The sequence below is a fragment of the Allokutzneria oryzae genome (genome assembly GCF_042429765.1).
Lineage (GTDB): Bacteria > Actinomycetota > Actinomycetes > Mycobacteriales > Pseudonocardiaceae > Allokutzneria > Allokutzneria oryzae.
This window is the reverse complement of the sequence record NZ_JBHLZU010000010.1, coordinates 305,126-319,637: the sequence shown is the minus strand read 5'-3', so window position 1 is coordinate 319,637 and position 14,512 is coordinate 305,126. Positions and strand designations below refer to the sequence as shown.

At 71.3% G+C, this 14,512-nt stretch carries 17 protein-coding genes; 8 read left to right on the top strand and 9 right to left on the bottom strand.

The features are described from left to right. Window positions 1–217: 217 nt before the first annotated feature. Complete coding sequence (locus ACFFQA_RS12850) at window positions 218–430, bottom strand: biotin/lipoyl-binding carrier protein (protein ID WP_377852024.1); 213 nt, start codon at window positions 428–430, stop codon at window positions 218–220. Window positions 431–598: 168 nt separating this feature from the next. Here ACFFQA_RS12850 and ACFFQA_RS12845 point away from each other — a divergent pair, with 168 nt between their 5' ends. Next, window positions 599–673 carry a 50S ribosomal protein bL37 gene (locus ACFFQA_RS12845; RefSeq protein WP_156050472.1) on the top strand — a complete coding sequence of 25 codons (75 nt, stop codon included), beginning with the start codon at window positions 599–601 and terminating at the stop codon, window positions 671–673. A 74-nt stretch (window positions 674–747) separates the two neighbouring features. Here ACFFQA_RS12845 and rsrA read toward each other — a convergent pair whose 3' ends face one another. After that, window positions 748–1,074 (bottom strand): mycothiol system anti-sigma-R factor, encoded by a 327-nt coding sequence (gene rsrA / locus ACFFQA_RS12840; protein WP_377852023.1) that lies wholly within the window; start codon window positions 1,072–1,074, stop codon window positions 748–750. Further along, a complete protein-coding gene (locus ACFFQA_RS12835; RefSeq protein ID WP_377852022.1) occupies window positions 1,071–1,748 on the bottom strand; it encodes a sigma-70 family RNA polymerase sigma factor in 678 nt (225 codons plus the stop codon). The genes rsrA and ACFFQA_RS12835 overlap by 4 nt, the downstream gene beginning before the upstream one ends. A 194-nt stretch (window positions 1,749–1,942) precedes the next feature. Here ACFFQA_RS12835 and ybaK point away from each other — a divergent pair, with 194 nt between their 5' ends. Then, window positions 1,943–2,419: a Cys-tRNA(Pro) deacylase gene (gene ybaK / locus ACFFQA_RS12830; protein ID WP_377852021.1), complete on the top strand. Its 477-nt coding sequence runs from the start codon at window positions 1,943–1,945 to the stop codon at window positions 2,417–2,419. Between the two features lie 199 nt (window positions 2,420–2,618). Here ybaK and ACFFQA_RS12825 read toward each other — a convergent pair whose 3' ends face one another. Then, a complete protein-coding gene (locus tag ACFFQA_RS12825) occupies window positions 2,619–3,230 on the bottom strand; it encodes an alpha/beta hydrolase family protein (RefSeq protein WP_377852020.1) in 612 nt (203 codons plus the stop codon). Next, the gene (locus ACFFQA_RS12820) at window positions 3,227–3,988 is read right to left on the bottom strand and encodes an SOS response-associated peptidase (protein ID WP_377852019.1); all 762 of its coding nucleotides are present in this window, start codon (window positions 3,986–3,988) and stop codon (window positions 3,227–3,229) included. Before ACFFQA_RS12820 ends, ACFFQA_RS12825 begins: the two co-directional genes overlap by 4 nt. Before the next feature lie 69 nt (window positions 3,989–4,057). Between ACFFQA_RS12820 and aroA the strand changes: the two genes are divergently transcribed. The 4 genes from aroA to ACFFQA_RS12800 all read left to right on the top strand — a co-directional run bounded on the left by aroA (window position 4,058) and on the right by ACFFQA_RS12800 (window position 8,301). Then, window positions 4,058–5,365, top strand: a complete 1,308-nt coding sequence (aroA, locus tag ACFFQA_RS12815) for a 3-phosphoshikimate 1-carboxyvinyltransferase (protein WP_377852018.1) — start codon at window positions 4,058–4,060, stop codon at window positions 5,363–5,365. Continuing rightward, complete coding sequence (gene rsgA, locus ACFFQA_RS12810) at window positions 5,362–6,414, top strand: ribosome small subunit-dependent GTPase A (RefSeq protein WP_377852017.1); 1,053 nt, start codon at window positions 5,362–5,364, stop codon at window positions 6,412–6,414. Before aroA ends, rsgA begins: the two co-directional genes overlap by 4 nt. A gap of 32 nt (window positions 6,415–6,446) precedes the next feature. Then, window positions 6,447–7,343: an SCO4651 family lipoprotein gene (locus ACFFQA_RS12805; RefSeq protein WP_377852016.1), complete on the top strand. Its 897-nt coding sequence runs from the start codon at window positions 6,447–6,449 to the stop codon at window positions 7,341–7,343. A gap of 70 nt (window positions 7,344–7,413) precedes the next feature. Further along, window positions 7,414–8,301, top strand: coding sequence for an NAD-dependent epimerase/dehydratase family protein (locus tag ACFFQA_RS12800; RefSeq protein ID WP_377852015.1), 888 nt, complete (start codon window positions 7,414–7,416; stop codon window positions 8,299–8,301). Window positions 8,302–8,345: 44 nt separating this feature from the next. Here the strand turns inward: ACFFQA_RS12800 and pruA are convergent, their stop codons facing one another. From pruA to ACFFQA_RS12785, 3 genes are all read right to left on the bottom strand, one after another. Further along, the gene (gene pruA / locus ACFFQA_RS12795; protein ID WP_377852014.1) at window positions 8,346–9,983 is read right to left on the bottom strand and encodes an L-glutamate gamma-semialdehyde dehydrogenase; all 1,638 of its coding nucleotides are present in this window, start codon (window positions 9,981–9,983) and stop codon (window positions 8,346–8,348) included. Between the two features lie 69 nt (window positions 9,984–10,052). Continuing rightward, window positions 10,053–10,556, bottom strand: a complete 504-nt coding sequence (locus tag ACFFQA_RS12790; RefSeq protein WP_377852013.1) for a DUF6912 family protein — start codon at window positions 10,554–10,556, stop codon at window positions 10,053–10,055. Then, complete coding sequence (locus ACFFQA_RS12785; RefSeq protein WP_377852012.1) at window positions 10,553–11,953, bottom strand: WS/DGAT/MGAT family O-acyltransferase; 1,401 nt, start codon at window positions 11,951–11,953, stop codon at window positions 10,553–10,555. Before ACFFQA_RS12785 ends, ACFFQA_RS12790 begins: the two co-directional genes overlap by 4 nt. 83 nt (window positions 11,954–12,036) lie before the next feature. Between ACFFQA_RS12785 and ACFFQA_RS12780 the strand changes: the two genes are divergently transcribed. Together ACFFQA_RS12780 and ACFFQA_RS12775 are read left to right on the top strand one after the other, a co-directional pair. Then, window positions 12,037–12,789: a TrmH family RNA methyltransferase gene (locus ACFFQA_RS12780; protein WP_377852011.1), complete on the top strand. Its 753-nt coding sequence runs from the start codon at window positions 12,037–12,039 to the stop codon at window positions 12,787–12,789. A gap of 50 nt (window positions 12,790–12,839) precedes the next feature. Next, window positions 12,840–13,490, top strand: a complete 651-nt coding sequence (locus ACFFQA_RS12775) for a hypothetical protein (protein ID WP_377852010.1) — start codon at window positions 12,840–12,842, stop codon at window positions 13,488–13,490. Between the two features lie 453 nt (window positions 13,491–13,943). On the opposite strand, the gene ACFFQA_RS12770 is transcribed toward ACFFQA_RS12775, so the two are convergent. Next, window positions 13,944–14,357, bottom strand: coding sequence for an HAD-IA family hydrolase (locus ACFFQA_RS12770; protein ID WP_377852009.1), 414 nt, complete (start codon window positions 14,355–14,357; stop codon window positions 13,944–13,946). Window positions 14,358–14,512 lie beyond the last annotated feature (155 nt).

The following is a 14,512-nucleotide window of genomic DNA, read 5'->3' as shown; positions in this document are numbered from 1 at the left end:
TCGTAGGTCGTGTCCTGCAAGTGGTGACACCACCTCACCACCCCCGCCCCGCACCCTCGTTTCGCGTTTTGGAAACTTAACGCGACATGGGAGCGCTCTCTTGCGCAACAAGTGTCCATAACGCGAAAACCGTGATCGCGCTGGCCGCCTCGCGCGCACCGGCGGCACGGGGTCGGCACCGCCTCGGGGCACCGGGACGACTTGCAGGACTGGGGCCCTAGTCGATGACGGCGATCAGGTCGCCTTCCTGGACCACGTCGTTCTCGGCGACCTTGATGGTCACCACGCCATCGGCCTCGGCGACGACCGGGATCTCCATCTTCATGGACTCCAGGATCACCAGGGTGTCACCGTCCTCCACGGTGTCGCCGTCGGCGACGACCACCTTCCAGACGTTGGCCACCATCTCGGCCTTGATCTCCTCGGCCATCCCTAGCCCTCCTCGACGCTGCTGAATCGGCCCAATCCAATCACGCCCAGGGCGCGGAGTGCCCCCAGGATCGGACGTGTCAAACTTGTGCCTGGAAAAGCTACGGCTGGAGCCGCTCGACGCTGTGCGGGTGGCAAGGGCTGTTCGTTCGCAAGTGAGGTGACCGCAATGTCGAAGCGGGGACGCAAGAAGCGTGACCGTAAGAAGGGTGGCGCGAACCACGGCAAGCGCCCCAACTCCTGACATCAGGCGTGCGAAGGCCCCGTCAGCCGGTCGGCTGCGGGGCCTTTTCGCGTGATGGGGCTCTCCAGACCTCGCTAGCCCTCCGCGGTGCCCTCGACCCGCTTGTGCCGGATCTCCACGGTGGTGCCCTCGGCACTGTGCTGGACGATCACCTCGGCCTGTTCCCTGATCGAGGCGCGCAGCCGGTCCTTGAGCGTGTCCGGCGCGTGCTCGCCGCCGCACTTGCGGGCGAGCAGGGCCTTGAGCTGCTCCTCGATTCCGTAGCTCTCCAGGCACGGGTTGCACTCGTTGAGGTGCCGGTACAGCAGCTCCCTGCGGTTCTTGCCGCACTCCTGGTCGAGGTAGAGCCAGACCTCGGCCAGCACCTCCGAGCAGTCGGTCTCGTGGTCCTCGCAGCTCATGACCCGGTCACCTCGCGCTGGCGGCCGCGCAGCAGACCCCGTTCCTCGGCGACACCGGTCAGCATCTCGCGCAGCTGGCGACGGCCGCGGTGCAACCGGGACATGACGGTCCCGATCGGCGTACCCATGATGTCCGCGATCTCCTTGTAGGCGAATCCCTCGACGTCGGCGAGGTACACCGCGATCCGGAACTCCTCCGGAAGGCGCTGCAGGGCGTCCTTGACGTCGCTGTCCGGCAACCGGTCGAGCGCCTCGACCTCGGCGGAGCGCAGACCGGAGGAGGTGTGGCTCTCGGCCTGGGCGAGCTGCCAGTCCTGGATCTCCTCGGTCGGCTGCTGCACCGGCTGGCGCTGCTTGCGGCGGTAGCTGTTGATGTAGGTGTTGGTCAGGATCCGGTACAGCCACGCCTTGAGGTTCGTGCCGTCCTTGAACGAGGCGAACGCGCTGTACGCCTTGAGGAAGGTCTCCTGCACGAGGTCCTCGGCGTCCGCGGGGTTGCGCGTCATGCGCAGGGCGGCCGAGTACAACTGGTCCAGCATCGGCATCGCGTCCCGCTCGAAACGAGCGGCGCGCTGCTCGGCGGACTCCTCCACTGCCTGTCCGACCTCGGGCGAGGTGTCCGGCACCTGGCTCCCTTCCAACCACTCCGGCTCGGCGGCCGGGGTGATGGTCACTGCTGTCGTCGGTCCCATCACCGGGGACGCATATGTCGGTCCCGAGGATACGCGCCGCACGGCTCCACGGCCGGTCCGCGCGTCCCTGGGCGGCCGCGACGGGCAACGCTTGCCTGGATCGCTCATCAGCTCGGTTCCCACGAAGGGGGAAACGCGGTGGACCCGCCGGGCATTCCTGGATCTAGGGTTCGATCATGGCGGGACGCGGAACACCGGCGACGGCGTTGCTGGACAAGCAGAAAGTGGCGCACAAGCTGCACTCCTACGAGCACGACCCCCGGCACGCCTCCTACGGCCTGGAAGCCGCCGAGGCGCTGGGACTGGAGCCGGGGCGGGTGTTCAAGACCCTGGTGGCCGAGGTCGACGGCAAGCTGACGGTCGGTGTGGTTCCGGTCACGGCCCAGCTGGACCTGAAGGCACTGGCCGCGGCGGTGGGCGGCAAGAAGGCGAAGATGGCCGCCGTCCCGGACGCGGAGCGCGCGACGGGGTACGTCGCGGGAGGCATCTCCCCGCTGGGCCAGAAGAAGCGGCTCCCCGTGGTGGTCGACGCGTCGGCGGAGTCGTTCGACACGGTGTTCTGCAGCGCGGGCCGACGCGGCCTGGAAGTCGAACTGGCCCCGTCGGACCTGGTGCGACTGACCTCGGCAGTGACGGCGTCGATCGCCTCCTGAACGACCGCGCCCCGACTCCGCCCAGCGCCCGCTCCTCTGGTCGGGTTCTGCGCGTTTTGTCACCTTGATGCGCGAAAGAGCGCTCCCATTTCGCATCAAGGTGACAAAACGCGAAAAACCCCGGCCACGCCCGCCAGTCCGCACGCGCACAGGGGGCCGGGGGAGGGGGTGGTGCCGACTCGGGGCTTCGGGGCAGGCGCTAGTCCAGGGGGCGGAGGATGCGGGAGAGCCATTCGCCCGCCGTCTTGGCCACCGTCGCCACGTCCGCCTTCAGTGAGTGGTCGCCCGGCACCACGACGACCTCGCGGTGGTGCGCCGCCTCCGGCATGCCGAACGGGTCTCGCTCGCCTTGCACCACGAGCACCGGTTGTTCCACTCCGGCCAGCTCGGCGATCCTGGTCTTCTCCGGCTTGCCCGGTGGGTGGACCGGGAACGCCAGGCACAGCACGGCGACCGCCTGGCCCTCCGCCGCCGTCCGGCAGGCCACCCTCGCTCCGGAGGAGCGACCGCCGAACACCAGGGGCAGGCCCTCGCACCAGGACGCGCCGAGGTGCTCCGCCACCGCCAGCCAGGCAGCGTCGAGCTGGCGGGCCGGGGCCGGGGCGCGGCGGCCCGCCACGCGGTAGGGCTGCTCCACCAGGGCCACGTCCAGGCCCGCCGCCGTCGCCGCCCGGGTCACCGCGACCAGGTCGGGGGCGCTGATGCCGCCACCCGCGCCGTGGCCGAGCAGCAGGGCCGCACGGGCCTCCGGGGCGCAGTGCAGCTCCGCACGGGCCGGGCCGTGCGGCGTGTCGATCTCCAGTGTCGTCATGGCAGCTCGAAGAGTGCTTGTTCGGCCGGCTCTTCCTCGACGTGGCGCCGCAGGAGGTCCGGGCCGTTGTTGCGGACGCTGTTGACCTTCGTCGTGACCGGGCGCAGCTCAAGGCCCGCGTGCAGCTCCGGGTCCGGCTCCGCGACGAGCTGGGTCGGGTCCGCCGAGTCCGGGTCCAGCCAGCCCGCCCACGCGCTGCGCGGGAGCATGATCGGCATCCGGTGGTGGACCTCGGCGAGCGGCCCCGTTGAGTCCGTGGTCAGCACCGCGAAGGTCACCATCGGGAACTCGTCGGCCGCCGCCTTCGGCGAGCGCCAGGTCTCCCAGATCCCGGCGAGCGCCAGCACGGAGCCGTCCTCCGGGGTCACGTAGTACGGCTGCTTGCGGTCGCCGTCGACCTTCCACTCGTACCAGCCGTCGGCCGGGATCAGGCAGCGGCGGCGGGCGAAGGCCGTGCGGAAGGCGGGCTTCTCCGCTGCCGACTCGACCCGCGCGTTGATCATGCGGGAGCCGACCGCCGGGTCCTTGGCCCACATCGGCACCAGGCCCCAGCGCATCATCCTGATGCTGCGGACCAGGCTGTCCGGGTCGGGCGTGCCGTCGGCGTCGCGCGGGTGCCGCGCCACGACCGCCGGGACGTGCTTGGTCGGGGCCACGTTGTAGTCCGCAGCACCGGCGAGGCCCTCGGTTCCGTCCACCGCGTCGAACTCGCCGGCCAGCGTGGCCGGGTCCCTGGTGGTGGCGTATCTGCCGCACACGTGATCCATCGTGGCATGTCAGCCCGGTCCGGGCGAGGGCTTCAGGGCCACTTGGGGGATCATCGACACATGACGTCGCACTGGCAGGCCCCCCGCACCGACTCCCCCGTGCACGCCACCGTCCGGCTGCCCGGCTCCAAGTCGATCACCAACCGCGCGCTGGTCCTCGCGGCTCTGGCCGACGGGTCGTCCGTGCTGCGCGCCCCGCTGCGCAGCCGGGACAGCGATCTGATGGTCGGCACGCTGCGCGCGCTCGGAGTGGGCGTGGCCGACGGGCCGGACGGCTCGTGGCTGGTGACCCCGGCGCCGCTCACCGGCCCCGCGGAGCTCGACTGCGGGCTGGCTGGCACCGTCATGCGCTTCGTGCCCCCCGCCGCCGCGCTGGCCAAGGGAGCCGTGCGCTTCGACGGCGACCCCCGCGCCCGTGAGCGGCCGATGGGCACGATCCTGGAAGCGCTGCGCGCGCTCGGCGCGGACATCGACGGGGACGCGTTGCCCTTCACACTGCACGGGTCCGGGCACCTCACCGGCGGCAAGGTCGTGCTGGACGCGTCGAGCTCGTCGCAGTTCGTCTCCGGCCTGCTGCTGTCCGGGGCGCGCTACGACAACGGCCTCACCGTCGTGCACGACGGTGAGCCCGTTCCGTCCATGCCGCACATCGAGATGACCGTCGAGATGCTGCGCGCGCACGGCGTCGATGTCGACGACTCCGAGCCGAACACGTGGCGGGTGCGGCCCGGCGCGATCGCCGCGCGGGACTGGGACATCGAGCCCGACCTGTCCAACGCCACGCCGTTCCTGGCCGCCGCGGCGGTCACCGGCGGCCAGGTCACCGTGCCCGGCTGGCCGTCCCGCACCACACAGCCCGGCGACGCCATCCGGGAGGTCCTGGCGCTGATGGGCTGCGAGGTCGTGCTGGACGAGCGCGGGCTCACCGTGCGCGGTCCCGCCGTGCTCACCGGGATCGACATCGACATGCGGGACTTCTCCGAGCTCGCCCCCACAGTGGCCGCGATCGCAGCGCTCGCCGAGGGCCGGTCGCAGCTGCGCGGCATCGCCCACATCCGAGGCCACGAGACCGACCGACTCGCCGCGCTGACCGCTGAGATCAACCGGCTCGGCGGCGACGCGGAGGAGACCGAGGACGGGCTGGTCATCCGGCCGCGTGAGCTGCACGGCGGGACGTGGGGCGCCTACGCCGACCACCGGATGGCCACGGCGGGCGCCATCGTCGGGCTGCTCGTCGGTGGTGTCGAGGTCGACGACATCGGCACCACCTCGAAGACCATGCCGGACTTCCCGGCGATGTGGCGGGCGATGCTCGATGGGGTACACAGTGGACAGTCCGACTGTCGGTCCACTGTGGAGTCGGTGTGAGCCGCAAGGGCTGGCGCAACCTCGACGAGTCCGACGTCCGCGTCCGGCCGAGCAAGGGAACGCGCCCGCGCAGCAAGCTGCGGCCCAGCCACGACGACGCCGAGGCCGCCATGGTGCTCACCGTCGACCGGGGCCGCTGGACCTGCGCGCTCGGCGGTGACCCGGCCAGGGAGGTGACCGCCATGCGGGCGAGGGAGATGGGCCGCACGCCCGTCGTCGTCGGCGACTGGGTGGACCTCGTCGGCGACACCTCCGGGCGGACGGACACCCTGGCCAGGATCGTGCGGGTGACCGAGCGCAGGAGCGTGCTGCGCCGCACCGCCGACGACACCGACCCGTTCGAGCGGATCGTGGTGGCCAACGCCGACCAACTGGTGATCGTGACCGCCCTCGCCGACCCGGAGCCGCGCACCGGCTTCATCGACCGCTGCCTCGTCGCGGCCTACGCGGGCGGGCTCGACCCGTTGCTGTGCCTGACCAAGGCCGACCTCGCCGACCCCGCCGAGCTGCTCGCCGCCTACTCCGACCTGGACCTGCCCGTCGTGGTGACCCGGCGCGACCAGGACCCCGTCCAGCTGCGCGAGCGCATCACCGACCGGGTCTCGGCGTTCATCGGGCACTCGGGGGTGGGCAAGTCCACGCTGGTCAACAAGCTCGTGCCGGACGCGAACCGGCGCACCGGGGCGGTCTCCGGCGTCGGCAAGGGGCGGCACGTGTCCACGACGGCGCTCGCGCTGCCGCTCCCCGACGGCAAGGGCTGGGTCGTGGACACCCCGGGCGTGCGCTCGTTCGGGCTCGCCCACATCACCCCGGACGACCTGGTGCTCGCCTTCCCCGAGTTCGCGGAGGCCGCCGAGGAGTGCCAGGTCAACTGCGGTCACATGGGCGATCCGGAGGACCCGGACTGCGCTTTGGACCACGTCGTGGCCGACGGTGTGGCACCATCCGGTCGTTTGGAGTCGCTACGTCGCCTGCTGCGCTCGCGTGCGGGCGTCGAGGACGTCCCGTCCGACCCGGACGGAACCGGCACGCACCAGGGGTCGTCGTAGCGGCGCTCTCATCATCTCCAGGGGGATTCACCTTGCGTCGCACCACCATTCTCGCGATCAGCGGGCTCGCGCTCGTCGGCGTGCTCACCGCGTGCGGCTCGGCCCAGCAGGGCGAGCCCGTTCCCGCGGCCGGCTCCGACCAGGCCGCGCCCACCACCGGCGCCTCGGGCGGAGGCGGTGCCACCGCGCCGTCGGGCCCGCTGGAGCAGCTCGTCACCAAGGCCGGCGCCGCCATGGCGGCGAAGAAGACCGCGAAGATCACCGTGAGCGCCTCCGGCGCGCCCGCGGCCGACGGCATGGGCGGCAGCGGCGTGATCCGCCTCGACGGCAACGAGGTCGCGCTATCGATGACCTCGAAGATGGCCGGGGAGCCCGGCCAGCCCGCCCAGGAGACGAAGATGATCGTCGTCGGCGGCGCCATGTACGTCGAGGCCCCCAAGGACATGCCGGTCGAGCCGGGCAAGAAGTGGGTGAAGATCGACCCCAACGGCACCGACGTGATGTCGAAGCTGCTCGGGGTGGTGGTCAGGCAGGTCCGCCAGTCCGCGGACCCGAAGAACATGTTCAAGACCTTCACCGACGCGGGCACCCTCAACGGCTCCTCCCCCGACACCCTCGACGGGGTCGCCACCACCAAGCACAAGCTCGCCGTCGACCTGAGGAAGATGTCGGAGAAGGCCACCGACCCGCTGACCAAGCTCAGCTACGAGGCACTGCTGAAGAACGGCGTCACCACGATGGACTACGACTTCTGGACCGACGCGCAGGACCTGCCCAAGCAGTTCCAGTTCACCCAGCGGATGCCGGGCTCCGACGCCGGGATCACCATGGTCGCGAAGTACTCCGCGTGGGGTGAGCCGGTGGACATCAAGGCTCCCGCCGAGAGTGAGATCGCCCCGCCGGTGGAGCTGCCGCAGCCCACCCGCTGACCTCCGCCTGTCACATCCACCTCCCCGGTCTCGTCCTGGCAGTAGGACGAGACCGGGGAGGTGTTCTTCTGTGCGCGTACTGGTGCTCGGCGGAACCGGGGTGATCGGGCGGGTGGCGGTGCCGACGCTGCTCGCGCAGGGACACGACGTGCGGGTGCTGGCCAGGAACGCCCAGCGCTGCGACGCGGTCCGGGCGCTCGGGGCGGAGCCCGTCGTCGGCGACCTGTTCGACCCCGAGGCCATGGCGACGGCGCTGCGCGGCCAGGAGGCGGTGCTGAACCTGGCGACCAGGGTGCCGACGGGGAGCAGGGTGACGCGGCCGTCCGCGTGGCGGGAACACGACCGCGTCCGCGGTGCGGGCAGCACCGTGCTGGTCGACGCCGCGCTGCGGACGGGGACCGTGCGCACGCTGGTGCAGGAGGGGATCTCGCTGATCTACGCCGACGGCGGGGACGAGGTGCTCGACGAGAACGCCGCGCTGGACGTTCCGTCCATCATGGACGGTACTCAGGTGGCGGCGGTGAACGCGGCCCGCTTCGCGGCGGAGGGTCGGACCGGTGTCGCACTGCGGATCGCGATGATCTTCGGCGACGACGCCAGTTCGCGCGCTCTGGTGTCCCTGGCGCGCCGGGGCGGCCCGGCGATGCTGGGCAGCCCACGAGGGTGGACGACCGCGATCCACCCGGACGACGTGGGCGCGGCTGTGGTCGCCGCGCTGCGAGCGCCGAGCGGGATCTACAACGTCGGCGCGAACCCCGTGCGGCGCAGGGGTTTCGGGGCCGTCATCGCCAACGCCGCCGGAGCCAGGAAGGTGCGCGGGGTGCCGGACTGGCTGATGCGGCGCGCGGGCTCCCTCAGCGTGCTGGGCAGGTCGCACCGGCTCAGCTCGGCCAAGTTCACCAACGCCACCGGCTGGCGCCCGAGGCACCCCGAGCCGACCGGGGCCTGGCTCGGCTGAGCTTCCCTGGCGCGCCTTTCCTCGGCGCGCCAGGGAGAGCCGGGTCAGCCCATGTGCGGGTAGGTGTGGTCCAGGGGCGGGACGAAGGTCTCCTTCACCGAACGCGGACTGGTCCAGCGGAGCAGGTTGAACACCGAGCCCGCCTTGTCGTTGGTGCCGGAGGCCCGGCTGCCGCCGAAGGGCTGCTGGCCGACGACCGCGCCGGTGGGCTTGTCGTTGACGTAGAAGTTGCCCGCCGCGAAGCGGAGCGACTTCTGCGCCTTCTCGACGGCGTCGCGGTCGGTGGCGAACACCGCACCGGTCAGCGCGTACGGCGTGGTGGTGTCGACGACCTCCAGGACCTTCTCGAAGTCCGCGGCGGAATCATCGGGGTAGACGTGCACCGCGAGGATCGGCCCGAAGAACTCGGTGGTGAACACCTCGTGCGTCGGGTCGGTGCCGACGAGGACCGTGGGCTGCACGAAGTAGCCGACGGAGTCGTCGGCGGTGCCGCCGGTGAGGACCTCGATCGACGAGGACGCGCTCGCCATCAGCTGCGCGCCCTTGTTCTTCGCGAACGCGCGCGAGTCGATCACCGCGCCGCCGAAGAACGAGAAGTCGGTGACGTCGCCGTAGGAGACCGAGCCGGTCAGGTCGGCCAACTGCTCGCGAAGCCCGTTGTCCCACAAGGACCGCGGCAGGTACGCGCGGGAGGCGGCCGAGCACTTCTGCCCCTGGTACTCGAAGGCCCCGCGCACCAACCCGACCGCGACCGCGGTGGGATCGGCGGAGGGGTGCGCGACCACGAAGTCCTTGCCGCCGGTCTCGCCGACGATGCGCGGGTAGGACCGGTAGACGTCGAGGTTGTCGGCCATGGTGCGCCACAGCTTCTTGAACGTCGCGGTGGAGCCGGTGAAGTGCAGGCCAGCGCACCCGGGATCGGTCAGCGCGACCTCGCTCACCGCGGCGCCGTCGCCGGTGACCAGGTTGATCACCCCCGGCGGCAGGCCCGCGGTCTCCAACAGCCGCATGGTCAGGTGCGCGGCGAGCTGCTGGGTCGGCGAGGGCTTCCACACCACGGTGTTGCCCATGAGCGCGGGCGCGAGCGGCAGGTTGCCCGCGATGGCGGTGAAGTTGAACGGCGTGATCGCCACGACGAAGCCGTCCAGCGGCCGGTGGTCGAAGCGGTTCCACACCCCCGGGCTGGAGATCGGCTGTTCGGCGATCAGCTGGCGGGCGAAGGACACGTTGAACCGCAGGAAGTCGATCAGCTCGCAGGCGGAGTCGATCTCGGCCTGCTGCGCCGACTTGGACTGCCCGAGGATCGTCGCGGCGTTGAGGGTGTCCCGCCAGGGACCGGAGAGCAGGTCGGCGGCGCGCAGCAGCACGGCGGCCCGCTGGTCGAAGGGCAGCTCCCGCCAGCCGGGCGCGGCCTGCTTGGCGGCGGCGACCGCGTCGGCGACGTCGGCGGCGGTGGCCTGCGCGGTCACCCCGAGCACGTGCGCGTGGTCGTGCGGCTGCACGACGTTGACGCGCTCACCACCGGCCATCCGCTGCTTGCCGCCGATGGTCATGGTGAGCTCGTGTTGCTCGCCCTCCAGCTCGGTGATCCTGCGCAGCAGCGACTCGCGCTCGGTGGTTCCGGGCGCGTAGGAACGGATCGGCTCGTTCACCGGGCTCGGAACGGACGTGACGGCGTCCATGGGTCGGGTTCGCCTCCCTCTCGGATCGACTACCCCGCCCATCCTGTCACCGGGACGGCGACCGCGCCGCTACATGAGCTCCAGCAGGAACGGCAGCTCCTGCACGGCGTACCAGGCCAGCTCGTGGTCCTCCGCGTCACCGAGGGTGAACTCCGCGTCGGGATCGCCCAGGTCCGCCGCGTCGATCACCGCCGCGGCCGCGCGAACGGCGTCCTCGGCGTCCGGCAGGTCCACGTGCACCGCGGCGACGACGCTCATCGGCACCGGTGCCGACAGCTTGACCACGGCGTCGTCAAGGTCGGGACGCAGCTTCACGTCGTCGACGTCCACCGAGACCACCGCGCGGCGCACCGGGGCGCCCGGGTCGTCGGCCAACTCGGCGGCGATCAGCCGCAGGGAGGCACGCGCGGCCTCGGACATGGCCGCGTACTCCAGCTCCTCGGTGTCCCCCGAGGCATAGGACTCGCGCAGCGCCGGGGTCAGCGCGAACGCTGTGCCCCCGAGCGGCTGGAGCTCGCTGTCCTTCACGAAACGCTGCAACATCGGCACCGTGACCGGGATGTAGACCCTCACACCGACACCGCTCCTACTAGTTCTTCCAACGACTCTTCGACCATTCCGGCCAGCACGTCAGCGTCTGGCATCGCATCGCGATCGGCGTTGAGCCCGAAGTAGACGCCGCCGTCGTAGGAGGTGACTCCGATCGACAACGCCTGGTTCATGGCCAACGGGACCACCGGGAACATTTCCATCATCTTGGCCCCAGCCGCGTACAACGGCACCTGCGGCCCCGGAACGTTCGTCACCACGAGGTTGAAAATGCGCTTGGAGAACGAGCTGGCGGCCCGTGCGCCGAGCGCGTGCAACGTCGGCGGGGCGAACCCGGAGAGCCGGACCAGCGCGTCCGCGGCGACCGACTGGCCGGACTCCGCGTGCGCGCGCATGGCGTGGCTGACGTGGTGCAGCCGCACCACCGGGTTCGGCTCGCCCACCGGCAGGTCGACCAGGTACGAGGACACGCTGTTGCCGACCGGTCGTTCCCCGTTGCCGTCCGTTCCGAGCACCGACACCGGCACCATCGCGCGGATCGTGGTCGAGGAGGTGACCGCCTCTCCCCTGGAGAGCAGCCAGTTGCGCAGCGCCCCGGAGACCACGGCCAGCACACCGTCGTTGATCGTGCCGCCGTGCTTGCGGCGCACCGCGCGGTACTCCTCCAACCGGGTGCGGGCGACCGCGTAACGGCGCTGCGTGGAGATCCGCACGTTCAGCGGCCCGGAGGGCGCGGGGCGGGCGGCGGTGGTCATCGCGGAGGCGAGCCCGCCGACGGCGTCGGTGACCTTGCGAACCGTCGCGGCCGCGTCCAGGGCCGCCGCGTGCACGTTCTCCAGCAGCTCGCCGGGCCGCTGCACGACCTCTGCGACAGCCTCCAGCACCAGCTGCGCGGCGCTGGGCTGCGGGTGCGGCATCCACAGCTCCTCGCGAGCCTGCCTCGGCGTGGCGGTGACGTCGAGGATGACCTGGGTGATGTCCGGCGCGGCGATGCCGTCGACCATCGCGTTGTGCGTCTTGGTGACCACCGCGACCCGGCCGCGCGCGAGCCCCTCGACGAGGTAGGCCTCCCACAGCGGGCGGGTGTGGTCCAGCTGCCGCGACATCAACCGCGCCACGAGCTCGTTGAGCTGCTCCTCGCTGCCCGGCCTCGGCAGCGCGGACCGACGCACGTGGTAGGTCAGGTCGAAGTCCGGGTCGTCCACCCACACCGGGCGGGCCAGCCGCGCCGGGACCTGCATGACCTTCTGCCGGTACCGGGGCACCAGCGGCAGCCGCTCCTCGATCAGCCCGAGCAGCCGGTCGTAGTCGAAACCCCCGCGCGGCGTGCGGAAGATCGATACGCCTCCCATGTGCATGGGGGTCATCGGATCCTCGAGGTACAGGAACGAGGCATCCAGCGCGGAGAGGCGATCGGGCATGCGATTGATCCTGGCACAGCGCGGGGCCCGTTCGAGCTGTCGTGGGAAACGAGTCACTTATCCGACGTGGGATGCTGGGCCGCGTGGAGCAGTTGTCGCCGAAGGACCGATTCGTCACCGTGTACGGCCGCAAGCCGGTGCTGGAGGCGCTCGCTGACGACCAACTCGCCGTGGACAAGGTGATCCTCGCCGAGAACGCCAGGGGTGCCGCCGCGCACGAGATCCTGGACGCGGCGCGGCGGCGCGGAGTGCAGGTGCAGCGCGCGACCCCGCACCGGGTCAAGGTGCTCGCCGGGAACGGCCGCCACGACCAGGGCGTGCTCGCCGACGTGGTGGCGCCGAGGATGCGCACGCTGGACGCGGCGCTGTCCGGGCGGAAGCTGCCGTCCTCCGTGCTGGTGCTCGACGGCATCACCACCCCGGCGAACGTCGGGATGATCCTGCGCACCGCGACGGCGGCCGGGATCGGCGGCATCGTGGTGCCCAGGCGCGGGGTCGCGAGCATCGACCCGCTGGTGGTGAAGTCCTCCGCCGGGGTCGCCTTCCACGCGCCGATGCTGCGCTGCGCCACGGCGGGCGAGGCGGCGCGCGAGCTGCGCTCCGCGGGCTACGCCGTGATCGGGATGGACGGCGGTAGCCGCACGTCGGTGTTCGACGCGAAGATCCCGGGCCGGGCGGCGTTCGTGCTCGGCGGCGAGACCGACGGAGTCTCCCCCGAGGTGCGCGAGCACGTGACGAGCTGGGTGTCGATCCCGATGGCGGGCGGTGTCGAGTCGCTCAACGTGGCCAGCGCCGCCGCGGTGTTGTGCTTCGAGTTGGTGCGCAGGAGCCGCTGAGCCCGCGTCTGGGCGGGAGAACGTGAGAGCGGTGCACTAACTTGGGTGCCGTGCGAGCAGATCAGCTGCTTTCCCGCCGTCACCGGGCGACCGCAGCCCTTGCCATGGTCGCCCTGCTGCTGGCCGGATGCGCGCGGACCACGGAGAGCCAGGCCCCGCCCCCACCGCCGGGGACGGAGAGCGGCACCGTGCCGCCGCTGACCTTCACCAAGCCCACGACCAGCACGTCGGAAAGCGATGTGGCGCCGCCGACGACGACATCCGGCACGCCGCTGGTCACCGGGGTCGTCGAGGACGAGTGCCTGCTCACCACCGCGGAGTTCAGCGCCCTGGTCGGCCAGCCGGTCTCGCCGGGCACCAACACCCAGCTGGACATGGGCCCCGAGGGGCAGAAGCGCAGCTGCTTCTACCCGACCGAGTCCTCCGGGCTGCCGAAGAACTGGATCAACATCTACGGCACGACCGGCCAGCAGCCCAGCGAGCTGGTCCAGCGCGCCAACAAGAACTCCCCCGGCAGCACGCTGCTGCCCGACATCGGGCTCGGCGCGGTGACGGTGCCCGCGCCGCAGGGCTCGGCCGGCGGTGACATGTACATCGCCACGTCCCGCTACCTGCTGGAGATCCACGTCGGCGACGGCACCCCGGACGAGCCGCGCTGGGTCGCCGCGGGCCGCGCCGCCTTCGCGAAGGCCCCTGCCTAGGCCGCACCCTGGAAGCGGTGGCATCCCCCTCACCGCCCCAGAGCCCCCACCCCGAGCCTCACCACACGTGCCCCCACTTCGCGCTATGAGCACTTAACGCGAAATGAGAGCGCTCTCCCGCGCATCAAGGTGACACAACGCGAAAACCCGGACCACGCCAGCCAACCCACGCGCACACCGGACACGAGGGGCGGCGCCACCCCGGGGCATCGGGACGACTTGAAGGCCCTGCCCAGGCCGCACCCTGAAAGCGGCGACACCCCTCACCGCCCCAGAGCCCCCACCCCGAACCCTCACCCGGAGCCCTCATCACACGTGCCCCGACTTCGCGCTATGAGAACTTAACGCGAAATGAGAGCGCTCTCCTGCGCATTAAGGTGGCACAACGCGAGAACCTGGACCACGCCAGCCAAGTCACGTGCACACGCATCGCAGCGTGGCGCCGGGGCGGGCTTAGCTCAGGCGCACGTCGAACAGCGCCTCCAGCTCGGTGATCGTGGCCCCCGTCGAGGTGTGGTGCACACCGACCATGCCCGCGACGACGGCTCCCCGGACGTTGCCCGCGAGGTCGTCGACGAACACGCAGGCCCCTGGCTCCAGGCCGAGCCGGTCCGCGACGAGCCGGTAGATCCGTTCGTCCGGCTTGGCGATGCCGACCTCGCCGGACAGCACCATCGCGTCGAAAAGCGAGCCGAACGGGCTGGCCGGATCGGGGCCGGGACCGTCCGCATTGGACAGCAGCGCGGTGCGCAGCCCGTTCCGCCGGGCCTGGCGGAGCACCTCGATCAGCGGGGGCTCGTCGCCGGGCTCCGGCCCCCAGTCGGTGAGCACGCCGCCGTAGTCGAGGACAAGTCCAGCCAGCTCCACCCGGGGGACCCTAGTCGACGCGGGTGGCGAACACCGGTGACTCACAAGGAAAACCGGAGTGTTGGCGATTCGCGGCGACATCACTCGTTGCGGCAGCAACTGACCGGATCCGCCGACGCCGCCCCTCTGTTGTCGTGGGGACAACGCCACTGGGG